19 protein-coding genes are annotated in these 25,168 nt (G+C 64.8%); 11 read left to right on the top strand and 8 right to left on the bottom strand.

What is annotated here, in order from left to right:
- Window positions 1-7 precede the first annotated feature (7 nt).
- From FMM79_RS11005 to FMM79_RS10990, 4 genes are all read right to left on the bottom strand, one after another.
- Window positions 8-790 (bottom strand): ABC transporter ATP-binding protein, encoded by a 783-nt coding sequence (locus FMM79_RS11005; protein ID WP_148627545.1) that lies wholly within the window; start codon window positions 788-790, stop codon window positions 8-10.
- The gene (locus tag FMM79_RS11000) at window positions 787-1,602 is read right to left on the bottom strand and encodes an ABC transporter permease (protein WP_148627544.1); all 816 of its coding nucleotides are present in this window, start codon (window positions 1,600-1,602) and stop codon (window positions 787-789) included. The genes FMM79_RS11005 and FMM79_RS11000 overlap by 4 nt, the downstream gene beginning before the upstream one ends.
- A 57-nt stretch (window positions 1,603-1,659) precedes the next feature.
- Window positions 1,660-2,742, bottom strand: coding sequence for a putative urea ABC transporter substrate-binding protein (locus FMM79_RS10995; RefSeq protein WP_148627543.1), 1,083 nt, complete (start codon window positions 2,740-2,742; stop codon window positions 1,660-1,662).
- 237 nt (window positions 2,743-2,979) lie between these two features.
- Entirely contained in the window at window positions 2,980-3,477 is a 498-nt protein-coding gene (locus FMM79_RS10990; protein ID WP_148627542.1) for a CopG family ribbon-helix-helix protein, read from the bottom strand.
- A gap of 489 nt (window positions 3,478-3,966) precedes the next feature.
- Between FMM79_RS10990 and FMM79_RS10985 the strand changes: the two genes are divergently transcribed.
- Together FMM79_RS10985 and FMM79_RS10980 are read left to right on the top strand one after the other, a co-directional pair.
- The gene (locus tag FMM79_RS10985; RefSeq protein WP_205466619.1) at window positions 3,967-4,965 is read left to right on the top strand and encodes a sterol desaturase family protein; all 999 of its coding nucleotides are present in this window, start codon (window positions 3,967-3,969) and stop codon (window positions 4,963-4,965) included.
- Between the two features lie 134 nt (window positions 4,966-5,099).
- Window positions 5,100-7,568, top strand: a complete 2,469-nt coding sequence (locus FMM79_RS10980) for a TonB-dependent receptor (protein WP_148627541.1) — start codon at window positions 5,100-5,102, stop codon at window positions 7,566-7,568.
- Window positions 7,569-7,659: 91 nt separating this feature from the next.
- Here FMM79_RS10980 and FMM79_RS10975 read toward each other — a convergent pair whose 3' ends face one another.
- Window positions 7,660-9,231 (bottom strand): tetratricopeptide repeat-containing sulfotransferase family protein, encoded by a 1,572-nt coding sequence (locus FMM79_RS10975; protein WP_148627540.1) that lies wholly within the window; start codon window positions 9,229-9,231, stop codon window positions 7,660-7,662.
- A gap of 496 nt (window positions 9,232-9,727) precedes the next feature.
- Between FMM79_RS10975 and FMM79_RS10970 the strand changes: the two genes are divergently transcribed.
- The 4 genes from FMM79_RS10970 (at window position 9,728) to FMM79_RS10955 (ending at window position 14,738) form a co-directional block, all read left to right on the top strand.
- Window positions 9,728-10,729 (top strand): sterol desaturase family protein, encoded by a 1,002-nt coding sequence (locus tag FMM79_RS10970; RefSeq protein WP_148627539.1) that lies wholly within the window; start codon window positions 9,728-9,730, stop codon window positions 10,727-10,729.
- A gap of 118 nt (window positions 10,730-10,847) precedes the next feature.
- A complete protein-coding gene (locus tag FMM79_RS10965; RefSeq protein ID WP_205466616.1) occupies window positions 10,848-11,324 on the top strand; it encodes a hypothetical protein in 477 nt (158 codons plus the stop codon).
- A 344-nt stretch (window positions 11,325-11,668) separates the two neighbouring features.
- Entirely contained in the window at window positions 11,669-11,839 is a 171-nt protein-coding gene (locus FMM79_RS21615) for an SPASM domain-containing protein (protein WP_205466613.1), read from the top strand.
- A gap of 601 nt (window positions 11,840-12,440) precedes the next feature.
- Window positions 12,441-14,738, top strand: a complete 2,298-nt coding sequence (locus FMM79_RS10955; RefSeq protein ID WP_240339116.1) for a hypothetical protein — start codon at window positions 12,441-12,443, stop codon at window positions 14,736-14,738.
- A 7-nt stretch (window positions 14,739-14,745) separates the two neighbouring features.
- Here the strand turns inward: FMM79_RS10955 and FMM79_RS10950 are convergent, their stop codons facing one another.
- Complete coding sequence (locus tag FMM79_RS10950; RefSeq protein WP_148627537.1) at window positions 14,746-15,609, bottom strand: helix-turn-helix domain-containing protein; 864 nt, start codon at window positions 15,607-15,609, stop codon at window positions 14,746-14,748.
- A gap of 159 nt (window positions 15,610-15,768) precedes the next feature.
- On the opposite strand from FMM79_RS10950, the gene pobA reads away from it, so the two are divergent.
- Window positions 15,769-16,938 carry a 4-hydroxybenzoate 3-monooxygenase gene (pobA, locus tag FMM79_RS10945; protein WP_148627536.1) on the top strand — a complete coding sequence of 390 codons (1,170 nt, stop codon included), beginning with the start codon at window positions 15,769-15,771 and terminating at the stop codon, window positions 16,936-16,938.
- A gap of 151 nt (window positions 16,939-17,089) precedes the next feature.
- Here pobA and FMM79_RS10940 read toward each other — a convergent pair whose 3' ends face one another.
- Both FMM79_RS10940 and FMM79_RS10935 read right to left on the bottom strand, forming a co-directional pair.
- The gene (locus FMM79_RS10940; RefSeq protein ID WP_148627535.1) at window positions 17,090-18,232 is read right to left on the bottom strand and encodes a purine nucleoside permease; all 1,143 of its coding nucleotides are present in this window, start codon (window positions 18,230-18,232) and stop codon (window positions 17,090-17,092) included.
- 80 nt (window positions 18,233-18,312) lie between these two features.
- Window positions 18,313-20,790, bottom strand: coding sequence for a TonB-dependent siderophore receptor (locus FMM79_RS10935; protein WP_148627534.1), 2,478 nt, complete (start codon window positions 20,788-20,790; stop codon window positions 18,313-18,315).
- A gap of 530 nt (window positions 20,791-21,320) precedes the next feature.
- On the opposite strand from FMM79_RS10935, the gene FMM79_RS10930 reads away from it, so the two are divergent.
- Genes FMM79_RS10930 through FMM79_RS10915 form a run of 4 tightly spaced genes read left to right on the top strand, consistent with a single transcriptional unit; the run spans window position 21,321 to window position 25,157 of the window.
- A complete protein-coding gene (locus tag FMM79_RS10930) occupies window positions 21,321-21,503 on the top strand; it encodes an AtzG-like protein (RefSeq protein ID WP_148627533.1) in 183 nt (60 codons plus the stop codon).
- On the top strand, window positions 21,500-22,870 hold the full coding sequence (locus FMM79_RS10925) for an AtzE family amidohydrolase (RefSeq protein ID WP_240339114.1): 1,371 nt from the start codon (window positions 21,500-21,502) through the stop codon (window positions 22,868-22,870). The genes FMM79_RS10930 and FMM79_RS10925 overlap by 4 nt, the downstream gene beginning before the upstream one ends.
- Window positions 22,867-24,231 carry an NCS2 family permease gene (locus FMM79_RS10920; RefSeq protein ID WP_148627532.1) on the top strand — a complete coding sequence of 455 codons (1,365 nt, stop codon included), beginning with the start codon at window positions 22,867-22,869 and terminating at the stop codon, window positions 24,229-24,231. Before FMM79_RS10925 ends, FMM79_RS10920 begins: the two co-directional genes overlap by 4 nt.
- A complete protein-coding gene (locus tag FMM79_RS10915; RefSeq protein ID WP_148627531.1) occupies window positions 24,231-25,157 on the top strand; it encodes a 5'-methylthioadenosine/S-adenosylhomocysteine nucleosidase in 927 nt (308 codons plus the stop codon). Before FMM79_RS10920 ends, FMM79_RS10915 begins: the two co-directional genes overlap by 1 nt.
- Window positions 25,158-25,168 lie beyond the last annotated feature (11 nt).

Here is a 25,168-nt window from a genome sequence, read left to right as displayed (position 1 = left end):
TGGTCTCTCAGTTATTACTAACTTCGTCAATAGTAATACGCTCAGCGTGGTAGGTGACCTGCGCATTCTCCTTGTCGAGCGGCAGATCGTAGACCACCGTCGCGCCGTAACGGTGCGGCGCCTGGGGATCATGGCGGCGCTTGTCGAGCGTGAGCACACGGGTCCCCAGAGTGAAGGCTTCGCGGATGTCGTGGGTGACCATGACGATGGTCAGCGCATAGTCGCGCCACAGCCGCAAGATGAGCTCGTGCATGTCCGCGCGGATGCCCGGATCGAGCGCGCCGAGCGGTTCGTCGAGGAGCAGGATGCGCGGGCGCTTGATGAGCGCCTGGGCGATCGCAAGGCGCTGCTGCATGCCGCCCGACATCTCGGCCGGATAGCTGTCGAGATTGGCGCCTAGGCCTACCGCGGTCAGCATGTCAGCGGCTTCCTCGCGGGCCTTGCGTTTGGCCGAACCGAACAGGCGGGCCGAGAAGGGCGCGCCGTCGCATTCGTGCCCGAACATGACGTTGCGCAGCGCAGTCAGGTGCGGAAAGGTGGAATAGCGCTGGAAGACAACGCCCCGGTCAGGCCCGCATTCGGGCGGCAGCGGCGTGCCGTCGAGCCGGATTTTCCCGCGGCTGGGGCCTTCCTGGCCCAGGATCAGGCGCAGGAAGCTGCTCTTGCCAGCCCCCGATGGGCCGACCACCGAAACGAAGGACCCCTCCTCGATGTCGAGGCTGAGGTTCTCGATGATGACCTTGTCCCCATACTCGACCCAGACGTTGCGCAGACTGAGAATCGTACTCAATGGTCGTCTCCATGGGCCCAGGCAAAGCCGCGCTTGCTGATCGTGACGAGGGCGAAGTCGATGGCAATGGCGAGGAGCGCGATCCAGGCGACATAGGGCAGGATCACGTCCATCGAGAGATAGCGGCGGACAAGGAAGATGCGGTAGCCAAGCCCGACGTCCGACGCGATCGCCTCGGCCGAGATCAGGAACACCCAGGCCGGCCCCAGCGCGAGGCGGATCGCATGGATCAGGCGCGGCATGGCCTGGGGCAGCGCGACGCGGATCATTACCTGCCAGCTGCTTGCGCCCAGCGTCTGGGCCTTGATGATGAGTTCGCGCGGGAGCGCCTGGACGTGGGCGGCGATGTCGCGGATCATGACAGGCGCAATGCCCACCACGATAAGCGCCACCTTGGCCGTCTCGCCAAGGCCGAGCGCGATGAAGAGGATGGGAAGAAGGGCAATCGGGGGGATCACTGCAATGCCCGTCACCAGCGGCCCGAAGGTGGCGCGCACAGGCGGCAGGATGCCGAGCACGAGACCGACGGCGAGCGCCATCAGCGTCGAGATGCCAAGGCCGATGCCCAGGCGCTGGAGGCTCGCCAGCGTGTCGGCCCAGAAGATGAACTGCCCGGAGAGCTTGTCCGGTACCATGATGAGCGCGGACATGCTCGAGACCATGGCCGAGGGAAGCGGCAGGATCTTGTCGGCCGGGTTGGCCTCGTGCCGCTGGACGGCCAGGAACAGGTAGGTCAGCACGAGGAGCAGGATCGGCAGCGATCCGAGGAAAATCCGGTTGCTCCGGCCGACCTGGCGATTCACCCAACGCATAAGCGGCGCCTCACCTCAGGTTCGATATTTCGGGGGGAAGAGAAGGGAACCGGCCGATCAGAGCTTCTTGTCGGCCGCCATCTTCATGAAGCTGTCGTCGAAACGCAGCGTGACGTTCTGCGCATTGCCCAACGTCTTGCCGCCAGGGAAGGACATGCCCACGGTTTCGGCCGAGGGCGCACCGCCGAAGAGCCCTTGCGCGAAGCTGAAGTCGCGCACGCGGGTCATGGTGGTGATGAGTGCAGCATCGTCGGTCGCCTTCACCGCTTCGGCGGGATCGGCGTAGAGGCGGGTGGTGCTCAGCTGATCGTCGAACTGGGCGGGGCTGGCACCGGCGAGCTTGGCCATGGCTGCGCGCGCTTCCTTGCCCTGTTCATTCTGCTGCTGCATCAGCGCGACCGTCTCGTACCAGATGCCGGTCAGCGCCTTGCCGAGTTTCGGATTGCCCTTCAGCGTCTTGGTATCGACAACGAGAAGATCGAGGATTTCGCCGGGAATATCGGCCGAGCTGAACACCTCGTTGGCACCGTCCTGTGCCTTCATCGAGGAGAGCTGCGGGTTCCAGGCCACCGCGGCCTTGACGTCGGGGCTGGCAAAGGCGCCCACGATGTCGGCATCGGCGGTGTTGATGGTGTTCACGTCGCGTAAGGTGAGGTTTACCGATTCGAGCGCACGGGCGAGCAGGTAGTGCGAGACCGAAAGTTCGACCAGGTTGACCGGCTGGCCCTTGATCGCCTTGAGATCCGACGCGTTCTTGAGCAGCACGCCGTCGTTGCCGTTCGAGTAGTCGCCCACGATGATCGCGCTCGTATCCTTGCCGCCAGCGGCCGGGATGGTGAGCGCGTCCATGTTGGCGACCGTCACGCCGTCCAGCTTGCCTGCGGTGTACTGGTTTACCGATTCGACGTAGTCGTTCACCTGCACAATGTTGATCGTGATGCCGTATTTGTCGGCCCACTTCTTCACGATGCCAGCCTGCTGGGCATAGGGCCAGGGCATCCAGCCGGCGTAGATCGACCAGCCGATGTTGAACTCGGTGCGCGGGGTCTCGGGCGCGTCCGCAGGCCCGGAGCACGAAGCGGTGAAGAGCGCTCCGGCGGTCACGGCGAGGGTGGCGGCCTTGCGGATGGATACGAGCATGAATCAGTCCCCTTTCGCAATGCAACATTGCGCGTCTGGCAGGTCTTGTCCATCCAAAATGTATTACGTCGTGAAGATTATGTAATACCGAGGCAGAGGCGGCGCTGCCCGGGTGATGTCGGGAGCGAAGTGTGCCGTAAACTTCTTCAGGCGCGCATTTCCGGGCCTTTTGGCCGCTACCCAACACGGCGGGGTTCTTTTCTCGTGTGATCGTGATCCGTGCGCGAAGGCGCGCATTCAGGCGGCTTCGGCGCCTCGCGCCGCTTTTCCGGTCACCGCCGAGGTTGCGGCTTCCAGACCGTCCTGCTCGTGCAGCGGGGGCAGCAATGCGGTCGTGGTGACAAGCTCGAGCTGGCTGACGCCGCGGATACCGCGCAGGGCATCGGCAAGGTCGGCAAGACGCACGGCCGGACCCTGGACAAGCAGCACTTCGAGTGACTGGTCGTCCTCGAGAAATACGTGCTGCGAGGAGATCACTTCCTTGAGGAATTCGGTCTGGCGCTCGGCAAGCTGCTGGCGCACACGGCCCCGGTCGCCGCGATAGACAATGGTGATCGTACCCGCGAGCATCTCGTCGGGACGGGTGCGCGCCTCGTGCTTGGCGAGCGAGTGGCGGATCAGTTCCGCGATCAGCTGTGAGCGGGAGGGCAGGCCGCGCTCCTCAACCATGATGTCGAGCTGGCGGAACAGGTCGGCGGGCAGGCTCATGCTGAGGCGGGCAAGTTCGGTGCTCATTGGTCTCTCAACTCGTCTCGTCTTGGTGCCCGCGCTGGGGCAAGGCATCCTCGAAGGATAGGGCGCGCTCCTCGGCCTCAATCGCGAAAAGTATCCGGCTTGTCCATCGGCAATATTACCACATTCGCTCTTCGGTAATATCGAGGAGGGTCGGGAGGTCATGTTCGTGGTGTGGTGCCCGAACGACCGCTCGCATCCTCGGTGTGGCATAAGGGGCACAACAAGTCGCCAGAGTGCGGCGAATCACGCTTTCGTGCTGCCAATCGGCAGCATCCCGGAGTGTTCTGCGCACGCCGGCATGGAGTGTAGGGTAAGCATTTGCGCGACTTACGACTATTTAATGCGCAATGTTGCGGTCGCGAATTAATACTCTTGACCCGATCTGTAATATCAATACCGTGTCCGTATTCGCCACTGAGAGCGAGCTTGGACACGGGGAGGAGAACGCAAGGGTTGCGTCGTATTTCGGCGCGATGAGGGAGATTCGTAATGGCTCGAACGCCGACCTTCAGTCCGGATTGCCACGAGGAGCACGAACCTGTGTGTTCGAGCGCTTCGGCTGTCCGAATTGACTTTGCTCCAGCTGCACGTGCAGCAGGTTTCAAGGCGCTGTTCGTCGATCTTCTTCCGCCCTTCACGGTTCTGGCCGTCGTTCTCTTCTGGATGTTCGCGCCCGCCTCGTTGACGCAGGGCCCCTGGGCGCTGGTCGTTGCAGGACTTGCGGTGACGACTTTCGTTCAACTTCTCGAGTGGGCGTTCGAGCGCCACCAAGGCTGGCGCATGAACGCCCGCGAATTGGCGACCGACGTTTTTTACGTCGTGCTCGGCTACACCGCCATCGGCTGGCTGGTCGAAGTTGCGGGCGATGGTCCGCTGTTCGCTCTCAAGGAGACGCTTGGTATCGCGACGCCCTGGGCTGGTGAACTGCCGTTTCTCGTGCAGGTCGTGATGGTCATGGTCCTGTTCGAGTTCGGGCAGTACTGGATGCACCGCCTGATGCACAATTCGACGCCATTCTGGCTGACCCACGCGCCGCACCACCACGTTACCCAGCTTAACGCGATGAAGGGCTATGTGGGCAACCCGATCGAGCTGTTTTTGATCGGTCTCAGCGTCCTTGCCTTCTTTGATTTCGATGCGGTTCCGGTGTTCTGCGCCTTCAACGTGCTCGGCGTTGTCTCGACCTACGCCCACGCGAACGTGCGCGCGAACCCGCCGGCGTTCTATTCCTTCTTCTTGACTACCATCCGCCACCACAGCCTGCATCACTCGACCGACTACGAGAGCACGCGCTGCAACTATGCCAATTCGCTTATCCTGCTCGACCGCCTGATGGGTACCTACCGCGAGGGAGAGGCCTCGGTGGTCGGCCAGGACGACCTGCGGCGCCTCACGATCCGGGAGCAGTTCCTGTTTCCCTTCCAGCCGGTGATCGATCGCCTGCGCAGCACGACCAAAACCATGAAGACGTCGACCGGTCAGCCGTAACGCGCCGGGAGCATCCGGTGCGCGCAGCATCCCGTGTGCGCCGGGTCTTCGTTTCACCAACTATTCGGATCCGGCCCTGGCGGCGTGCTGTCAGGTAACGGGCAAGCTTTAACTAAAATCTACAGGGGGTTTGCATGTCAATTCGGGGACAATTCAAGGCCGGGCTCTTGTGCGCGACCGGCATCACCTGCGCCGCGCTGGCCGCGCCCGCGCTGGCCGGTGAGGCGGCCGACGCACCGGCGGATGTTGCGGCTACGGCCGCAGCGGCAGCCGAGGCGCCTGCACTGGTCGGCTCGGCAATCATCGTCTCGGCCACCCGCCGCGACACCACGATCATGGAAACGCCGATCAACATCAGCGCGATCAGCGGCGAAGATCTGCAGGAACAGCACATCGACGACATGCGCAACCTAGGCGCCTTCACGCCGGGTGTGACGATCCTCGACAACGGTCCGCGTGGCGCAGGCACGATTGTCATGCGCGGCCTGTCGGCCAGCGACACGTCGGCCACGGCCGGTGACAATTCGAACTCGGCCGTTGGCATGTACCTGGGCGAAGTGCCCATGTACTACGATTTCAAGCTGATCGACATCAATCGCGTCGAGACGCTGCTTGGTCCCCAGGGTACGCTCTATGGTCTGGGCACGCTGGCTGGCGCCATGCGCAACATGCCCAACCGCCCCGACGCGAGCGAATTCTCCTTCGAGGGCAGCGGCCGCGTCTTTGACATGGCCCACTCGGGCGACACCGGCTACAACGGCTATGGCGTCGTCAACGTGCCAATCGTGGAGGACACGATCGCGTTCCGCTCGGCGACGGGCTACTACTTCAACCCAGGCTTCATCGACTATCCCTACCTGCTGCAGGAGCCGGGAACGTCCATTCCGCAGCCGGGCGGGGTCGACAATCCGCTCGGCAGCGAAGCTGACCAGGACGCGAACTTCACGCGGGGCAAGGACCTCAACTTCGAGCGCACCTTCACCACCCGCAACCAGCTTGGTTTCTACGCCGACGATCTCAAGGTCTACGTGACCTATGCGCACCAGGAGACCAAGACCGATGGCCGTTCGGCCAACGGCGGCGGTGTCGTGGGTGAGGGCCGCTACGAGGCGCCGTGGCGCTTCACGGAGCCGGCAAAGCGTAGCGGTGATCTCCTCTCGCTCGAGGTTGAGGGCAACGTCGCGGACGCGGTCAACGTGGTGTTCGTTTCGGCCTACACCCAGCGCAAATCCGAGTACCAGGGGGACAACACCGACCTCCTGATTGACCTCGACTACGACTACGAACTGTTCCCCGGCTTTTCGAGCTACAACCAGTCGAACCAGAAGGAGCACGCCTTCACCAACGAGCTGCGCTTCGTCTCGACTTTCGACGGACCGTTCAGCTTCGTGGCCGGTGCCTTCTGGAATCGCCAGTCCTACCGCTCGAATTATGATGAATACGTGCCCGGCTTTCCGGCCTGGGCGAACGAGAACTGGGGCACCGACTTCGAAACCGACCCCTCGGTGGACGGCTACGCGCACGAGTACTCCTCGTTCGTGCGCTCGACCAACGATGAGAAGGGCCTCTACGGCGAGGCGACGGTGCACTTCACCGATGACCTGCAGGTCACCGGCGGTCTGCGCTACTACAAGTACGATGCCTGGGTGAATGGCGGCTCCTACCTGCCGCTTTGGGCCGACGACTACAGCTCGCGCTCGGGCAGTACCTCGAAGGACGGCCTTGTCTACAAGATCAACGCCTCGTGGAACATCACGCCCGAGTTCATGGTCTACGGTACCTGGTCGACTGGTTACCGCATTGGCGGCGTGAACCGCGTCGCCCCGTGCAGCCAGGAAGTCATCGACATCCATGAATCCGGAGGCCAACAGAACGGCCAGACGCTGTGCGCCCTGCCAAGCGAACTCGACTATGGCCCCGACGAGACCAAGAATGCCGAAATCGGCATGCGCGCCCAGCTCTTCGACAACAAGCTGATGCTCACGCTGGCCGCCTTCCACGTCGGCTGGGATGGTATCCAGCTTGACGGTCAGACCACCTATGGTGCCATCGGGATTACCTCGAACGGCGGTAAGGCGGTCTCCAAGGGCATTGACGTCTCGTTCCAGGCGCAGCCGCTCCCCGGCCTCTCGATCCGCGGCAACTACTCCTACCTTGATGCGCACCTGACCGAGGATGTACCCGATCTGCTCTCGATTGCAGGTGGCGATCTTGTCGGTGCCTTCTCGGGCGACCGTCTGCCCGGTTCGGCCAAGAACAAGGGCGCGATCGGGGCGACCTACGAGATGCCTGTGGGCGAAAATGCGCTCAACTTCGGTTGGACCGCGACCTATACCGGGAACATCCTGACCCGAGTGGGCCGCCGTGGCGGCGGCGAGAAGCTGCCGGATTACTGGATGCATCAGGCCAACATCACCTACAAGACCGACCGTTTCGACGTGGGCGTGTACGCGACCAACATCTTCGATACCTATGCGGTAACCGGCGTCAGCAACGACCTGACCCGCCGCAATCTGGTCAACGACGGGGTGATCTCGCGCTACTACGCACGTTCGGTGGCCCAGCCGCGCACCATCGGCGTGCAGGGTACTGTGCGCTTCTAAAGCACAGGGCCGGGCTGACGGCTCCTAAGACGAAAGGGCGCGGGCACTTGGGTGTCCGCGCCCTTTCGTCTATAAGCGTCGTGAAAGAGGATCAGTCGAGCGCAATGCCGCGGGCATGGAAGAAGGCGGCGACCTTTTCCATATCGGCGGCATGGGTCTTCCAGCGCCCGATCCCGTCCCGGTTGAGTGTACGGCGCACCTGCGCGGCGCTGGGGGTCGCAACGGCGGCGGTGTTGCGGTGGAAGTCGAGGCAGGCCGCATCCCAGTCGAGCCCGCAATGGGCCAGGAGGCGGCGGGTTTCCTTCTCCTGGTTGTCGACCAGCGCCTCGTAGCCGAACTGGAGCACCCGTCCCGGAAAACGCGTCTCCCAGAACGCCATCAGCGCGTCGAAACGCGCGTAGTAGCGCGCCGTGTCCATGAGGTCATAGGAATAGGCGTAGTAGGCCGACTGCGTGGCGAACAGGTTGCGCAGGTTGCTCCAGACCGTGTCCATTGCGCCGCGGCGCAGGCACACGATCTGCGCGTTCGGAAGCGCCTGCAAGATATGGCCGATATAGAGGAAATTTGCGGGCAGCTTGTCCGTAAAACGCGGCGTCTTGCTGCGCCGATGATGGCGCGCGCGGGCAAGGTAGGCCTCACCAATAGCGGCGGGCGGGCAATTTGCGCTTGCTGCAATAGTCTGGGCATCGATAACCTGGCGCGAGGTCGTGCGGGCCATCTGCTTCACCGCCAGCGGCATCGCCTGCAACTCACCGGTTGCCTCCACGTCGCGGTGGGAGGAGAGGATGCGGTCGACCAGCGTGGTGCCCGTGCGCGGCATGCCGACAACGAAGATCGGGGCGGCATCGGGGCAGCCGGGCCGGGTCGCGAGCGTGGTGTCGGTGCGCTGGAAGAGCGCTTCCAGCGCTTCGAAAATGGCGGCGTCCTGGGCAAAGTCATAGCCCGTCGCGCGCTTGTGTGCGGTGTTTGCGGCGCGCAGCTGGGCGAAGGCTTCGGCGGGGGAACCGATGTCCTCCAGTTCCTTGGCCAGCGCATAGCGCAGGCGCAGCGTGTCGCCGGGCGGCGGGTCGCTGGCGAGTACGTCTTCAAGGCGGGCGACATTGTTTGTCTCGTGCGTCTGGCGCTCCAGGATCGAAAGGGCATAATGCACGCGCGCGTTGCCCGGATCGGCGGCGAGGATCGCTTCGTAATGCGCGCGTGCCTTATCGACTTTGCCGGTAAAGCCCAGCGCTGCGGCAAGGTTGTAGCGGTAGTCGAGGTTGTCGGGCGCGCCCGCTACCGCGCCGGTGAAGGGCGCAAGCGAGGCTTCGTGATCGCCCAGCCTCGCCAGCACGCAGCCCAGCGTGTCGAGCGCGAGCGGATCCGTGCAAGGGAGAGCCAGCGCGCGCGCGACGACTTGGCCCGCCTCGCCGTCGCGGCGCAGCAGGATCAGCGTCTTGGCCAGTTGGGCGAGATACTCGGCGTTGCCGGGGGCCATCTGCGCTGCGCGCTGGAGCAGGGGAAGCGCCTTTCCGAATTGCCCGCTTTCCGCCGCGGCCATCCCGGCCAGGAACGGGCCTGCGGGATCGCCGGGTGCGCTCTGGCAGAGGGTTTGCGCGGCGCTGGCGGCACCGGGGATGTCGCCGCGTCGCAGGGCCGCGCGGGCCTGGTCTTCGAGTGTCATGGCATCCTTGCTCGCTGTCGCGGGGGTGCTTCGGCGCCGCGCGACGGCGCGGCGCCGGTTTTTCCGAGCCTAACCGGGCAGGCGGGAGGCGGCAATTGCCTTTGCGCCTGCCAGGCCAGGTCCACGCGTAGCACGCGCGTCATGCGCGCGGGCGCGCGAATCAGTGACGTGTGCAAGAGGCTGAGCGGTCGGGTTTGCAAGTTGGTCCAACGGCTTGACGGCCCGGCCTTGCGCGTAAGGGGGCTTCGTGAGACGCTTCGCGTTCAGGGAGCAGGCGAGCCGGCCAGCCAATCGGCCGGGCGCAAACTCCGCGATTCTGCGCATTTTGTGCCTGCTGGTGCCCCTCGACGCACGAAGAAAACCGGAAAAAACAGTGCTGCGGCAATAATATGCGCCCCAAGTCCAATTGGGCATGGACAGCTGCAGAATCGATTATTACGATACCCGTATTCAGTATTACTAGAACGATTGGCTGCGTATTACGGGGGTAGGTAATATGGACGGAGTTCGCGTAGGAAAGCGTATCATCGGGGCTGACTCTCCCGTCACTGTCGGCTGGGAGAACTTCGGCCGGGTCGAGGGTGGCACAGTGAAGCGTTTTATCTTCACCTGGTTTCAGCCCGCAGTGCTTGTCGCGCTCGTGCTGTTCTGGATGTACGCGCCCGAGTCCATTGCCAAGACCTCGACCGCGATCGGCATCGGCATCGGCTTCAAGGCGCTGCTCTACGTGCTGGAATGGGTGAGCCCGCGCTACAAGAGCTGGCGTCTCACCTGGAAGGAACTGGTCGTTGACCTGTTCTACGTCGCCATTGCCTACACGCTGATCCGCGCCGTGGGTAAGCACTTTGGCAGCGATGTCTGGGCCGAACACATCCTGGCGGCCTTCAACTGGGAAAAATTCGCCTGGTTCACGGACATGCCGCTCCTGCTACAGGCCTTCCTGATCACGCTCTTCGCGGACATCTGCTACTACTGGATGCACCGCGGCATGCACAATTGGTACCCGCTGTGGCTGACCCACTCGGTCCACCACTACATCACCCAGCTCAACATCAACAAGGGATCGATCGGCAGCCCCATCGAGATCTTCCTGATCGGCCTTGGCATCGGCGGCTTCTTCGACTTCCTGCCGCACGCCGCGCTGCTGGCCGGCTCGCTGGGCATGGCGATCAGCATCTACCAGCACGCCAACATCCGCTTCAACACGCCGCGCTGGTGGGGCTATGTGTTCAACACCACCGAACACCACAGCGTACACCACTCGCAGGACTTCGAGGGCAGCCGGAGCAACTACTGCAACACCTACATCTTCCTTGACCGTATCTTCGGCACTTGTGTCGATGGCGAGGCGGAAGTCTTGGGCATGGAAGGCGGCCGCCGCATGTCGATCTGGGAGCAGATGCACTACCCCTTCACGGAGGCCTGGAAGACCAGCAAGGCCTTCGTCCAGCGCCGGCTGCATCCGGGCGCCTCGGGCTCGACCGTACCTGCCGAATGATGCCGGCAGGGCGCCCTTTGCGGGGCGCCCGCATGCGCCCCTATCGTTTTTCGGGACCGGTGCGCCGGTCCGCAGGACAGCTATGTCCTCCGTATGCCATTGCGGGAGTACCCTTCGCGTGAACTTGCCCCTTATCGATACCATCTGGCGCGTGCGAGGATCACTTCCGCTCGACACCGCCGCGCCCGCCTCGGAGATCTTCGCGCGCCTTGAAAGCCTGTTCGAGGTGGCCGGCACCAGCTACGAGATCGAGAACGATGCCCTGACCTTCCGCAAGAAGGATCCGCTCTCGCAGGACAAGATGTCGATCTACAAGAGCGGCACCTTGAACGTATGCCACCAAGGCGAGGGGCGCTCACTGGCCTGGGACATGCAAAGCCCGGCGCTGATGTTCTGCTTCTGCCTGCCCTTCTTCTTCCTCGGCGTTGCCTGGCTGCTCGATGAATCGCGTACGCCCAGCTTCGTCTTTACCGGGATCTTCGCGTTCCTCTATGTGGTAGGGCGCATTCTCGAACCGCGCCTGTTCCGCGCCGAGCTGCGCCGCCGTATCGCTGGCGAGGTGAACGGTGACATGGGCGCTCCCGCCCACTCCTGATAAGGGCGCAGCGTCTTTTCCAGGAGAAAGGGCCGTTTCTTGATCCACATCGGGTTTGCGAGCCCGCCGCCGTGCTAGTCTTTGCTGCTAGGCGCGAGGGAAAACGCGCAGCAGGGCGAGAGCCGAGACAACCACTGGCGCAAGGCCGACATCGGGGCCATCTTCGTGATGAACATCGATTGGGCGCTGGCATCTTACATGGGAGAGCCGGGCGCGGTGTGCCTCCACCAGAAGCAATGCAGGCATGCGCTGGCGAGCGAATACAATGGCGATGTCTATTCCTGCGACCACTACGTCTATGCCGACTATCGCCTGGGCCCTCTTGCTAAGGACAGCATGCCGACATGGTTCTTTCCCCGCGCCAGCAGGCGTTCGGTGAGGCCAAATGGCGCGATCTGCCGGGTAAGTGCCACTCCTGCGCCCAGCTGACACTGTGCTGGGGAGGCTGCGCCAAGCATCGTTTTACCCCCACGCGCGAGGGCGAAGAGGGGCTCAACTACCTGTGCCGGGGCTAGGAGCGCTACTTCCGCTATATTACGCCCTGGCTGAGCGTGATTGCCCAACGCGTGATGGCAGGACAGCCGCTCGACCCGATCATGGCGATGAGCCCGGCGCAGGTACGTGCGCTGGCGTAGAAGGTATACGAACAGATCCGAGGGCCATTGCCCTCGGGCTCCCCGAACTGTCGAGCTCACCTTTTGCACGCTGCCTTGGCCGAGACGGGTGAGCTCACCCGTTCTGGGGGCAAGGGGCAATAACCCCTTGTATCATTCATTTCTTCCTGTTTCCGTTTGCAGCCTTCCGGCGCCTGCGTCCGGCGGGGTGGCCGCCGCGCCGGGCGGATAGCCACGCACCTTGACGGGGCCACGCGCGCCTTTCTAGGAGTGGGACACTCCCTGTTCTTCCGCGCCTTGGGCGTCGTGGCTGCAGCCCCGATGCGCAGATTGCGCCGGATGCCCTTTCGGATCGCTCTTGCCCGTGTTGACCTTGCTCCGTTCCCGAAGTCTGCCGCGCGCGCTTTGCGCTGCCTCCGCGCTTGCTCTGTTCTGGGGCGCGTCTGCAGACGCGGCTAGCAGTGGTGGCCCCGGCTTCGAGCTGCGCGGGCCGGAGCTCGTGATGGAGGTGACGCGCGGGGACACAACCCTGCCCGCTGCGCAGGTCCCGAGCCTTCTCGCCGGGGACGAGGTGACCCTGCACCTGCCGAAAAGCGAGGATCCCGACGACAAGCTGCGTGATTTTCTCTTCGTTGCGGCGTTCCTGCGCGGAGCCGTGAACCCGCCGCCCGACGACTGGATCGCGACCGGGCAGGGCTGGAAGGACAAGGAAAAGGACAACACCCTGCACCTTACCGTGCCCGAGGGCGCGCAGCAGATGGTGGTGCTCATGGTTCCGCGCACGCAGGGCGCGCACGGCGTGCTGGAGGATGCGGTGCAGGGCAAGCCCGGGGAGTTCGTGCGCGCGGGCGGTGAACTGTACGAGGCCTCGCTCGACCATGCGCGGCTGGAAACCTTCATGGCCTCGATCCGGGCGCAGGGCGACCGCAACCCGGAAGCGCTGCGCAAGGTCGCCCCCGTGCTCGCCTCCAGCCTGGGCATGCGCCTCCAGGCCGATTGCCTTGACAAGGTGCTGGAGGAGCAGGCCGCGTGCCTGATCGAGGGGCGCGGCGCGCTGGTCCTGAGCGATGTCCACACCAGTTCGCTGGCCGATACGCTGGCGGGCGCACCGACCGATCTGGCCCTGCAGTTGAGCGCGACGCCACAGGCCGGCTCGGGTTCGTACAGCGCCTATATCGGCGTCGCGCGCGACATCGCGCGCCTGTTCGGCGCCTTCAACAATCCGCAGTTCGATTATCTGCCCGCGCTGACTGAGCGGCGGCGGGACCGTTTGGCGCTGCGACTCAACACCGCGCCCTCCTTCACCAAGCCCAAGTCGGTGCTGGTCGTGGGCATGCCCTCTGTCGAGGCCGATGTCCTGCCGCGCCTGCGCAGCACGCACGCAGCGCCGATCTGTGCCGCGCAGGGCCACGTCCTCCTGCCGGTGGAAGGCGCGCCGCTGGTGTACGCAAGTGACTTCGCGCACGCGATGGCGCTGCGCATCACGGCCTCGGACGGGCGCACGGTGGACGTGCCGGTTACTGCGCGCGCCGACCGGGGCGGCTATGTCTTCGATGCCCGCGCGATCCCGGCGTCCTTCTCTGGGTCGTTGCGTGCGCACCTTCATGGCAACTGGGGTTTCGCCCCGTTCGAGGGGCCCGACTTCACGCTGCAACGCCCAGGGCCGGGGGCCTGGCACTCGGTGGGCGACAACGGCACGCTCGTCGTCGGGCGCAACAGCACGGCCGTTCTTGCGGGCTCTGCTCCGGCCTGCGTCAGCGCGATTACCTTGACCGGCCGGGACACACGCCGGGCGTTGGAGTGGGAGGTGAAGGACACAGAACGCTTTGCCGTGAGCGTCCCGCTGGAAGGTGCTCGGCCCGGGCCTGTGCAGCTGGCGTTGCATCTTCAGGGAGAGGCCGATCCGGTCACCCTGACGCTGGAGACCCGTGCCGAGGCAAGTCGGATCGACGGACTTCAGCTGCATGAAGGCGACGGGGAGGCGCGGCTGACCGGGCAGCGGCTCGACCAGGTGCGTGCCCTTATCCTGGGAGCCCAAACACTGGAACCCGGGGCCTTGCAGCGCCGCGACGGGCGCGATGTGCTGACCCTCGCCCTGGATGCGGCCGGGATGCCCGGGGCTGGCACCACGCTGGAGGCCCGCGTCCTGCTGGCCGATGGGCGCGAGCAGACCGTGCTGGTGACGATCGCACCGCCGCGCCCCGATGCGCAGGTTCTTTCCCGCTCGGTGCGCATGCCCGAACCGGCCCAGGGCAAGCGGCCACTGGAACTGACGTCCGACACGCTGCTCCCGGCGGGCGGAGAGCTCGTCTTCTCGCTCCAGGCCCCGCCGGGACAGCGCCTCGGGCGTGATACCGTGGTCGAGGTCGCGCTTGAGGACATGGCGGAGCCGGTGCGTATGGGGATCGGGTCGGGATTGATGCCCTCGAGCCCGGGCGTGCTGATCGCGCGGCTCGATACTGGTGCGCTGGCGCCCGGCAGCTTCGGGCCGCTGCGCTACCGGCTCGTTGCAAATGGCGTGGCGGGGCGCTGGCAGGACCTGGCGCGGCTGGTGCGACTCCCCGCAATCGACGAGGTTGTCTGCTCCAGGGGCAAGGCGGCGCACTGCACGCTGGAGGGGCGAAACCTGTTCCTTGTCGCCGCCGTGGCGCAAGGCGCGGACTTTGCAGATGCGCGGGCCGTGCCCCCCGGCTTTACAGGGGAGCGCCTTGAGGTGCCCGCACCCGGCGCGGATGGCCTCTACCTGCGCCTGCGCGATGATGGTGAGGCGGTGGCCCGGTTGCGGCCGGACGGCGCCTGAACGGGTCTTAGCTGCGTCCGGTGGCGCTCGACTTGTCCTGCTGCGGGCGGCGCCCGCTCAGCCGCTGGTAAAAGCGCGAGAAGTACGAGGGATCGCAAAAGCCCAGGTCATTGGCGACCTGCACCACGCTGGCGTTGGTGAAGCACAGCAGCCGCTGCGCCTCCAATAGCAGGCGTGCGTGCAGCATCTCGGATGGCGTGCAGCCAGCTGCGCGCTTGCAGATACGGGTGAGCGTCTTGCCACTGACGCGCATCTGCGCGGCGTACCATTCGACCGCACGGTGTTCGGTCAGGTGCAGCTCGATCAGCTGGCGAAAGGCGGAGAGGCGTGCTTCGTCCGACTGGGCAGGTGGGGACTCGCTATGCGGGGCCTCCAGACTGCGCACGAGCGCTTCGGCGAGCGTCAGGAACAGCGCGGAAGGAAGCCGCCAGTCCGCCTGGATCGTCAGCATCTCACGGCAGAGCCAGTCGACCCGCGCCACGGCGCCGGGAGCGACTTCGCCGCTCGCCCCATGGGTGAGCATGTGGAGCAGCGGGTCCTGCGCGTTCACTCCGCGTGCCATGAAGGCCGCGGAAAGGGAAAGCACGTAGCCGCGTGTGTCCGGCTGGAACTGGAAACCGTGCACGCTGCCGATCGGGACGGCCATGAAACAGGGACCTTGCAGCGTCTCCACCCGGCCGTCGCATCGGAAGGTGACCTGTCCCTTCGATACCAAGAGAATCTGCACGCTATGAAGGTGCCGGTGCGCGCCGATTTCCCAGTCCAGAAGCGAGCTGCGCGCGGCAATCGTCTCTATATGCGCGAATTGAGAGGGAATTTCACCAAGGTCTTCGCCATAGAGGAGGAAGGTGGGAATTGTGCCAGGTGCCATGTCTTGTGTCCGAATAGTACCTGAATTGTGACGCCCCCGGCCCTTCCTGTCGAGAGCGCAGACGCGCATTACGCTTGCAAGAGCAAAACAATTCAGGCGCGCGCGTCGCGCCGCATGTGCAGCGCCGACATGGCGCGCATCGGGAAAGGAGTACGGCATATGCGTACACAAGTTGTCATCATCGGTGCGGGACCTTCGGGTCTCCTCCTCGGGCATCTCCTGCGTCAGGCGGGAATCGACTGCGTTGTCGTCGAACGCCGGACCGGGCCTTATGTCCTCTCGCGCATCCGTGCCGGCGTGCTGGAGCAGGTGACCGTTCAGCTCATGGAGCGCCTCGGCCTTGACGCGCGCATGAAGGCCGAAGGCCTACCGCACGACGGCTTCAACCTTGCCGACGGCGAACGCCTCATTCGCATCGACATCAAGGCGCTGACCGGCAAGGAAGTCATGGTCTACGGCCAGACCGAACTGACCCGTGACCTGATGGAATCCGCGGGTGCGCGCGGGCTGGAAGTGGTCTACGAGGCGTCCGATGTCGCGCTCTTCGATATCGAAAGCGATGCGCCTTACGTTACCTACACCAAGGACGGGACCTCACACCGCGTTGATGCGCGCTTCATAGTGGGCTGCGACGGCTTTCACGGACCCTCACGCAAGGCCATCCCGGAATCGGTCGGGCGCAGCTTCGAGCGGGTCTATCCCTTCGGCTGGCTGGGCATCCTCGCCGATGTACCGCCGTGCAACCACGAACTCATCTACGCCAACCACGAACGCGGTTTCGCGCTGGCCTCGATGCGCAGCGAGACGCGCAGCCGCTACTATGTCGACGTACCGCTGACCGAGAAGATCGAGGACTGGTCGGACGAGCGCGTCTGGGAGGAATTGGCCGTGCGCCTTGGCCCCGAGGCGGGCGCCAACCTCACCCGCGGCCCCTCGATCGAAAAGTCGATCGCGCCTCTGCGCTCCTTCGTGTTCGAACCGATGCGCCATGGCAGCCTGATGCTTTGCGGCGATTCCGCGCACATCGTGCCGCCGACTGGAGCGAAGGGCCTGAACCTGGCCGCCAGCGACGTGTACTATGCCGCCGAGGCTCTGCTTGCCTTTTTCAAGAGCAACGATGCCGATGCCATCGCGGGCTATTCGGAGAAAGCGCTGGCACGCGTGTGGAAGTCCGAACGCTTCAGCTGGTCGCTGACCAAGCTCATGCACCGCTTCCCCGAAGACGGCCCGTTCGAGCGCCGCATGCAGCAGGCCGAACTGGACTACATCGCCAGCAGCGAAGCGGCGCAGCGTTCCATTGCGGAAAACTACGTAGGCTTGCCTGTCTGAAGGATAGAAGAAGAGGGTTTCCAAGGGCCATCGCCCTCGGGCTCCCCATACCAATCGACCTCACCTTTCCCTGCCACCGTGGCGGAGAGCGGTGAGGTCGATTGGTATGGGGGCAAGGCGTGATGACCCCCTTCAATCCTAAGTGCTTTCTTCAGGGCGTTGTCTCGGAATATCGCGCCCAGTCCCCCAGCAGTTCGTCGACCAGCACTGAGCCGACCGTGTAGAGGTTTTCCACCGCCGCCTCGAGCCCTGCGTAGCCCTCGTTCTCGCGCAGGAGGTAGCTCGCGGCATCGGCGCCGGGCGGGGGCATCGTGAAGTTGGAGCCCGCGCGCAGCACCAGCACCCGGTCGCGGTCCGCGCGGCCTGCCGCATCGAGGTAGGTCATGGCCTGGAGAATACCGCTGTCCTCCATCGCGGACGTCACGAATTCGCCCTTGCCGCCGGTCCATTGCCGCACCCAGTGGTTGGCCCAGTCCGTCATGCGCGCGCCATGCCAGAAGGTCATCGCCGAGAGCTGTTCGCCTTCGAGCACGCGCGGGGGCTGGAGCGCCTTGGGAAAGCCCGCGAAGCTGGCGCGTTCGCGCGCGATCTCGGATGTGTCGGGCAGAGCAATGTCCCGGGTGAGCGCAAAGGCCCATTGCTCGAGTGAGGGATTGATCTGGAACACCTCGCCGCCCGAGGGATCGAGCGGGGTCTGTGTGTCGTGGGGCCCTTGCGTGCCGCGCGCGAAATAGCCGAAGTCCCAGTCCGCCGGGATCTCACGCGCGTCGATCTCGTGGGCAAGGTCGCCATCGACGACATAGCGGGCGAGCGCGACTGACCCGATCGAGGCGTCTTCGGGGTCGATCCCGGCAATGCCTGCCACCAGCCAGTAGGCCTGTGTGAGATCGAAGCGGTCATCAAGGCCGAGCGCCATCGTCGCGGCGGTCGAGCGCGCGGTGCCGATCCCGGTCACCACACCCAGCACCTGTGTCTCGGGGTTGTAGTAGAGGTCGTGAAACCCTTGCGGGAAGGGAATGCGGGTGGTGAGGCCGCGGCGCTCCTTCCACAGCTGGAATTCGCCTGCGGTGTCGCCTTCATCCTCGCCGATCTCGAAGAGCGAGACGACGACGACCTTGACCGGCAGCGGGTTGTCGCACGGGGCGGCGGGCTTGCAGGCGGCGAGCGTGCGCGCAGCATGGGCGGCGGGGTCCTGCGCCTGGGCCGCCGGGGCGAGCGTGTAGCTTGCCAGAAGGGCCGCCGCGAGGAAACGCAGTCGGGACGGGCGCCGCGAGCGGAGCGGGGAAAGGCGCATGCAGGGTCTCGTCTTTTCGAAAAGGTGCGGCGCAGGGACGGTGCCGTGAGGGGAGCTTCGTCCCTGCGCCTGGGGGAGCGTCAGAAGTTGTAGGACAGCGTTGCCTGGACGCTGCGCGGACGTTCGGGCAGCGCGATGGTCGATCCGAACAATTCGGTGAAATTCGCGCGGAAGTACTTCTCGTTGGTCACGTTCTTGACCACGACGCGCAGGTCCCAGGGGCCCGTGCTGTACGACGCGCTGGCATCGAACAGCGTGTAGGCGGGCAGGCGCACCGCCTGCGACTGGCCCGAGTAGACCGAATCCACCGCGACCATGCTGCCTGCAAAGGCAAGGCCGTTGTCGAAGGCGTAGGTGGCCGTCAGCGCGTAGAGGTTGGTCGGGATGCCCGCGCGGCGTGAATCGCTCTTGGAATTGATCGGGATCAGGCCGCCTGGCTGGCCGCCCAGGTGCAGCGTCTGGTCCTCGACATTGATGAGGTCTTCCATGCCCAGGAAGCTGAAGGTGCTGCCGGCTTCGTAGAAGGTGAGGTTATAGACCTTGGTGCGCGTATAGGCGCCAGTGATGAGCAGGTGCTCGTCCACCGCCCAGCGCAGTTCGGCCTCCAGGCCCTTGGTCTCGACCGCCTGGTTCACCGTGCTCGACTGCGCGTTGTAGTCGGTGCGTTCCTGCTTGTAGACCGAGATCGCGGCGTAGAGCGTGTCGTCGAGCCACGATCCCTTGATACCGCCTTCGTAGAGTTTGGAGGCGGTGATGAACGTGTCGCCCGCGATGTTCGAGACGGCGATTTCCGCGCCTTGCCCCGCGATCACGACCGACTGGCGCGCAATCGTGGCGTAGGGGACGAGGCCGAGCGGGAGCTTGTAGTTGGCGCTGGCCGACCACGACCAGGCGCCCTTGCTGCCCTTGGCGCTGTCGGGGATGCCGGCGTCGCGGTCGGCGGCGACCTGGGCGGCCTCCATGCGGCCGATGTCCGAGGTCGATGTGGCCTTCACGTGGTCGTAGCGCGCGCCCAGCGTGACATCGAGGCCGAAGGCGAAGTCGAGGTCGGTCAGCGCAGCAAAGGCGACGTCGGTATAGTGGCCATCGACGTAGGAGGTGTAGTTGCAGTCGCACTCGGTCGAGAGCAGTCGGTCGCTGGCCGGGTCGTAGCCCTGCGTCAGGTCGACGCGGTGGAAGTACTCGTAGTTGAAGTCCTCCCCGTGCTCGAAGCTGGTGTAGCGGATCGAGGGGGAGAGCTGGAAGGCGAAGGTGCCCGCGCTTGACTCGAAGGTCTTGGAGACGACGATTTTGTCCTCGAAGATCCAGGAATCGTGCAGCTGCGAGAAGCCGTAGGCGTTCTCGTTGATGTTCTCGTAGCTGTCGTAGAAGGCCTGGTTCTTGATCTCGATGTCGCCCGGACCCGTCCAGATGAGGTCGGCGTAGAGCGTGGTCGCGTTATTGTCGAGCCGGTCGTCCTTGCCGGTCAGTGTCTTGCGGCGGCTGAGTGTGGTGGTGCCGGTATTCTGCAGGTTGAGCAGGTTGTTGGGGCTGGAGGTGTAGCAGGCATCGGTGATCGAATCCGGGAACACGCCGCCCCCGCAGGCAAAGCCGCCAAAGATCGAGAGACCGCCGGGCACTGCCGCGTTGATCTCTTCCACCGACATCTGTCCGTCGCCATCGGTGTCGAGCGAAATGGCGTTACCGGTGATGTAGGTGCCGTCATCGACCAGGTCCTGCGTCAGGCGGTTCCAGCCGCCGTTCTGCTGGCCACGGAAGCGGTGGTACATGCCGCCGAATTCCAGCCGCAGATCGGGCGTCAGGTCGGTGTCGAAGGCAGCCTGCAGGATCGTCTGGTTGGTGGACATATTGTCCCAGTAGCTGCCCGAATCTTCGACCTCGGCGTAGAGGCTGTACCCGAATTCTTGCGTGCCGATGTGGCCGGGGCCCCGGATCTGGGCGGTGAGGTCGGTCTTGTTCCAGCTGCCAAGCGTAAGGCCGACCTTGCCTTCCGGACCGGACATGAAGGCACCGCCCTTCGCGCGCGCCGAACGTGGCACGAAGTTGATGTAGCCGCCGGTCTTGGAGGGGCCATAAATCGGCGAGGCGGGACCGCGCACGATGTCGACCCGGTCCGCCGCCGCGATCGGGGTGGGGTAGTTGCCGGGATTGTCGAGACGGCGCACACCGCGGAAGTAGACTTCGCCCGGCGTGCCGCGAATGTCGAGCGCACCGCCCACGCCGAAGAACGAGTTGGTGAAGGTGCCCGGCGACTGCGCGACGAGGTCATAGATCTCGGTGATACCGAAGCGTTCCATCTGTTCGGCGCTGACGGTGGAGGCAGAACGCGGCGTTTCGACGATGGTCTTGTCGAAGCCGAAGACCGAGCCGACGTCGGCGACGGGCAGCGCATCGAGCGAGCCGGTGACGACAATTTCAGAAGCCGGATCGCGCTCTGCCGGTTCCTGCGAAAGCGCGGGCGTGCTCAGCGCGGTGCAGCCCAGAAGACCTGCAACAAACACATGACTAGGCGTTGCAGACCTGCGCGACCTGCCTGTAAAACAACGTGAAATCCGCATTTCAACCCCCTCATGAATGCCCCGACGCGCCATCCACAAGCGGCGCGACCGAATTGTTCTGCTCTCCCTTTCAGTTGCCCTCGCCCCGTTTCGGTGGTCTTTACGTCCTCTGATGCCGGATATTTCGGCCCGGTCTGGGACTGTTGTTCCCTGTTCTTGGTGCGTAGGGCTAGTGGCGCATCGATGTGCAGGCAAATGCAATGAATTTTACAAGGTGTTGCGAAAATTAGAGCGCTTGAGGCGCTCTTGATGAGGGTGCGCTCTTTTTTGCAACGATCTGTCCTGATCATTGCGTTTGCTGGTTAGGGTGGCGGCGGGCAGGAGGGGGACATGTGCCGCGCATTGCCTTACTCCCGGATTGGACCCGATCCGCGCTTCGTCTTGCTCACACCTCGAGCAGGAGGGGGCAATTGGCCCGTTGCCCGCAGGGCTGCCACGGGGCATGGTCGCGTGGTTGCACAGGGGCTTGGCGCATGCCTTCCCGTGCTGGCGCGCGCCAAGCGCGTCCTCCAGCCAGGAGATGAGGCCGCATGACCACGCCCACACCGCCCCGCCCCGGTGGCGCTGCAGTCCCGCGTTCGCGCGTGGCCATCGATGCAGTCGCCGCTGCTGTCGGGCTGCCTATTCCCGAGGCATGCCGTCCCGGCGTGGAAGCAAATCTGGAGCTGCTTGCAAGTCATGTGCGCCGCATGCGCGGAGAGGACGGGGAATGACCCTCTGGCACCGCATGACGGCCTGCGACATCGCCCGGGTGGTACGGGCGCGCGATGTCACCGCCCGCGCGGTCCTCGAAGGCTGCCTTGCCGATATCGAGGCGCGGGCTGCGCCGCTGGTCGCGGTGACGCAGCTTCTGGCCGAACGCGCACGTGCCGAGGCGGACGCTGTCGATGCCCGGATCGCTGGGGGCGAGGATCCGGGGCCGCTAGCGGGCGTGCCCTATGGGGTGAAGGATCTTTTCGACGTCGCCGGACTGCCCACCACGGCAGGCTCACGCGTCTATGCCGATGCGCCGCCTTCGCCGCGCGATGCCAAGGCCGTGGCGCGCCTGAAGGCGGCGGGCGCGGTGCTTGTCGCCACGCTCAATATGGACGAGTTCGCCTATGGTTTTGCGACCATCAACGCGGCCTATGGCACGACGCGCAACCCGCATGATCTGGCGCGCCTTGCCGGCGGGTCTTCGGGCGGTTCGGCCGCCGTCGTCGCGGCCGGGCTTATGCCGCTGGCGCTGGGATCGGATACCAACGGCTCGGTGCGCGTACCCGCGAGCCTCACCGGGCTCTATGGCCTGAAGCCCACCCACACCGCACTGCCGCTGGACGGGGTCTTTCCCTTCGCGCAAAGTTTCGACGATGTCGGGCCTTTCACAACGTCGGTGGAGGATATGGAGCGGGTCTGGGCGGTGTTGCGCGGGGAGCCGACCATGCCGCACACGGCTGCGGAACTGCGGATTGCAGGGCTGGGCGGACGCTTCCGGATGAATGCCGATCCCGACCAGCTGGCTGCAATGGACGCCATTGCGGACGAGGGACCCTTGCTGGAGATCCCCGAAATCGGCCGGGCGCGCTCGGCAGCGTTTCTGATCACCGCGCACGAAGGCGGAACGCTCCACCGGGCTGCGCTGGCCAAGCAGGCCCTCGAGTACGATCCGCAAGTGCGCGATCGTTTGATCGCCGGTGCCCTCCTGCCCGAGGCCATCGTGGACGAGGCGCGTGCGTTCCGGGCGGACTATATCGCCAGGGTTACGGCGATGCTGGCGGACTACGATGTGGTCCTGGCCCCGGCGACGCCCGGCACTGCCCCGCGCATCGAGGAACCGCGTATCAAGATCGATGGCGGGATGCGGCCCGCACGCGCGGACCTTGGCATTCATACGCAGGCGATCACGTTCCTGGGCTTCCCCTCCCTGGCCGTGCCCATGAAGCGACCAGGCACCTTGCCGCTCGGCCTTCAGCTGATCGGCAAACCGGGCGAGGAGAACAGGTTGTTCGCGCTGGCACGCGAGCTGGAAATGCGCGGGTTCACGGGGGTGAGCGCGCCGGCCTTTGTGGCCGAGACACGCAAAGAGGGGATTGCGCAATGAGTGACACAGAGACGCTGGCCCGACAGGACAGCGCCTGGTACGCCCGGCTGGAACGCCGTTTCGAGTTGCGCGCGCGCGGCACCACGCCGCGCACCGAGGTTTTGGCCGGGTTCACCACCTTCCTGACAATGGCCTACATCGTCCTCGTCAATCCCGCGATCCTGGGAACGGCGGGAATGCCTGTCGCGGCGGTTGCGGCGGCGACCTGCTTTGCAGCAGCCTTTGCCTCGATCCTGATGGGCTTTGCCTCGAACACCCCGCTTGCGCTGGCGCCCGGCATGGGCCTCAACGCCTATTTCAGCTTCACTGTGGTGCAGCAGATGGGCGTTCCCTGGCAGGTGGCTCTGGGCTGCGTGTTCATTTCGGGAGTGGCCTTCCTTGTCCTGACGCTGACCGGCATCCGCCAGCTGATCGTCCATTCTATACCGCAGTATCTCTTTGCCGCGGTAGCGGGCGGTATCGGCCTGTTCATCGGTTTCATTGGCCTGCGCGATTCCGGCATTGTCGTCGCCAACCCGGCGACGTTCGTGGCGCTGGGTGACCTGCGCCAGCCTGCCCCGGCGCTCGCGCTCTTCGGGCTTGTCCTTATCGGTGGGCTCAGCGCCTGGAACGTGCGCGGCGCCATGCTGATCGGGATTGTCGCGACCACGGCGCTGGGCTGGGTCTTCGGCCTCGTCAGCTTCAATCCTGAACCCTACTCGCTCGAGGCGATGACCGGCACGCTGTTCCAGCTGGACCTGGGCGGTGTGTTCGGCTCCGAAGGGCAGCACGGCCTGGGGCTTCTCGAAGTGCTCTTCGTCTTCCTCTTCGTCGACCTGTTCGACAACATCGGCACGCTTGTCGCGGTCACCAAGCGCGCGGGGCTGATCGGTTCGGACGGAAAGATCCCCCGCCTCAACCGCATTCTGGTCACCGATGCGGTGGCAACCGTGGTCGGCTCGATGGCGGGTACGAGCACGGTGACAAGCTACGTCGAAAGCGCATCGGGCGTGCAGGTGGGCGGGCGTACGGGCCTCACTGCCATTGTCACCGGCCTCCTGTTCTTCGCAATGATGTTTGTCGCGCCGTACGCGCAGCTCATTCCGCTCGCCGCCACGGCGCCTGCGCTTATCATCGTGGGCGGCATGATGTGCCTGCCGCTGACCGAGGTGGAGTGGGAGGATCCGCTCTGCGCGATCCCCGCTTTCCTGACTGTCGCGATGATTCCCTTCACCTTCTCGATTGCCAATGGCCTTGCCTTCGGGATCACCGCCCATGCGGTGCTCAAGATCGTGCGCGGCACCTTCGGTAAGAGTGACCTTTTCCTGCTGGTTCTCGCCTCTCTCTTCGTTGCCCGCTTCATCTGGATGGGAGCTGCCTGATGCGCCGTGCCATGTCTCTTCTCGCCACTGCGCTTGCGCTTGTGTCCTCTCCTGCGCTGGCCGAGCCCTTCGATCCCACCCCGCGCACGGTGGTGATGACCGCTTTTGCGCCCGAGTGGGATGCGCTTGCCCCGGCTATTGCCGAGCCGCACGAGTACAGCGCCAATGGCCTCACCTTCCTTGCCGGAACTCTCGAAGGAAAGCCCGTGGTGCTGATGCAGAGCGGGGTGAGCATGGTCAACGCGGCGATGAACACACAGCTTGTGCTCGACCGTTTCAAGGTGAAGCGCATCGTCTTCTCCGGCATCGCAGGCGGGGTCGACCCGGAACTTTCGATTGGCGATGTGGTGGTGGCCAGGGACTGGGCACAGTACCTCGAAGTCTCCTTCGCGCGCCGCTCCGCAGAGGGATGGGAGACGCCCGAGCCGGTCGATGCGGAGGCGCCTTCGAACTGGGAGATGATGTTCCCGCGCGGCGTACGCGTGGGTAACGCTAGCGAGGCCCCGGTGCGTCACTACACGCTGGGTGCGGACCCTGCGCTGCTGCAGCTCGCCGAAGACGTGACCGCACGCATCAGCCTGCAGCGCTGCACCGGCCCTTCGGGCGCGGCAAGCGGACCGCACTGCCTGATCGAGGAGCCCAAGGTGGTGGTCGGCGGCACGGGCGTGAGCGCAGGTGTCTTTGCCGACAACAAGGAATTTCGCGAGTATCTCCAGTCCGCCTGGGGCGCACGTGTCGTCGACATGGAGAGCGCGGCGGTGGTCCAGGTCGCCTATGCCAACGAGGTGCCCGCCATCGTTTTTCGCAGCCTTTCGGACCTTGCGGGCGGCGACGATGGCAAGAACCAGATGAACACTTTCATGGCGCTTGCGTCTGTCAATTCCGCGCATGTCGTTCGCGCGTTCCTCGCTGCGCTTCCGGACTGAACAGAAGGCCC

Source organism: Novosphingobium sp. BW1 (assembly GCF_008107685.1).
Lineage (GTDB): Bacteria > Pseudomonadota > Alphaproteobacteria > Sphingomonadales > Sphingomonadaceae > Novosphingobium.
The sequence above is the reverse complement of the archived record's forward strand: the minus strand, read 5'-3'. Positions and strand labels throughout refer to the sequence as shown.

Excerpts from the sequence above, each read along its gene's own strand:
- FMM79_RS10955 (WP_240339116.1), top strand. The coding sequence starts at position 12,441 with ATGGAGGTGACGCGCGGGGACACAACCCTGCCCGCTGCGCAGGTCCCG.
- FMM79_RS10985 (WP_205466619.1), top strand. The coding sequence starts at position 3,967 with ATGGCTCGAACGCCGACCTTCAGTCCGGATTGCCACGAGGAGCACGAA.
- FMM79_RS10980 (WP_148627541.1), top strand. The coding sequence starts at position 5,100 with ATGTCAATTCGGGGACAATTCAAGGCCGGGCTCTTGTGCGCGACCGGC.
- FMM79_RS10935 (WP_148627534.1), bottom strand. The coding sequence starts at position 20,790 with ATGCGGATTTCACGTTGTTTTACAGGCAGGTCGCGCAGGTCTGCAACG.
- FMM79_RS10970 (WP_148627539.1), top strand. The coding sequence starts at position 9,728 with ATGGACGGAGTTCGCGTAGGAAAGCGTATCATCGGGGCTGACTCTCCC.
- FMM79_RS21615 (WP_205466613.1), top strand. The coding sequence starts at position 11,669 with ATGGTTCTTTCCCCGCGCCAGCAGGCGTTCGGTGAGGCCAAATGGCGC.
- FMM79_RS10920 (WP_148627532.1), top strand. The coding sequence starts at position 22,867 with ATGAGTGACACAGAGACGCTGGCCCGACAGGACAGCGCCTGGTACGCC.
- pobA (WP_148627536.1), top strand. The coding sequence starts at position 15,769 with ATGCGTACACAAGTTGTCATCATCGGTGCGGGACCTTCGGGTCTCCTC.
- FMM79_RS10995 (WP_148627543.1), bottom strand. The coding sequence starts at position 2,742 with ATGCTCGTATCCATCCGCAAGGCCGCCACCCTCGCCGTGACCGCCGGA.
- FMM79_RS10915 (WP_148627531.1), top strand. The coding sequence starts at position 24,231 with ATGCGCCGTGCCATGTCTCTTCTCGCCACTGCGCTTGCGCTTGTGTCC.
- FMM79_RS10950 (WP_148627537.1), bottom strand. The coding sequence starts at position 15,609 with ATGGCACCTGGCACAATTCCCACCTTCCTCCTCTATGGCGAAGACCTT.
- FMM79_RS10990 (WP_148627542.1), bottom strand. The coding sequence starts at position 3,477 with ATGAGCACCGAACTTGCCCGCCTCAGCATGAGCCTGCCCGCCGACCTG.
- FMM79_RS10930 (WP_148627533.1), top strand. The coding sequence starts at position 21,321 with ATGACCACGCCCACACCGCCCCGCCCCGGTGGCGCTGCAGTCCCGCGT.
- FMM79_RS10940 (WP_148627535.1), bottom strand. The coding sequence starts at position 18,232 with ATGCGCCTTTCCCCGCTCCGCTCGCGGCGCCCGTCCCGACTGCGTTTC.
- FMM79_RS10925 (WP_240339114.1), top strand. The coding sequence starts at position 21,500 with ATGACCCTCTGGCACCGCATGACGGCCTGCGACATCGCCCGGGTGGTA.
- FMM79_RS11000 (WP_148627544.1), bottom strand. The coding sequence starts at position 1,602 with ATGCGTTGGGTGAATCGCCAGGTCGGCCGGAGCAACCGGATTTTCCTC.
- FMM79_RS10975 (WP_148627540.1), bottom strand. The coding sequence starts at position 9,231 with ATGACACTCGAAGACCAGGCCCGCGCGGCCCTGCGACGCGGCGACATC.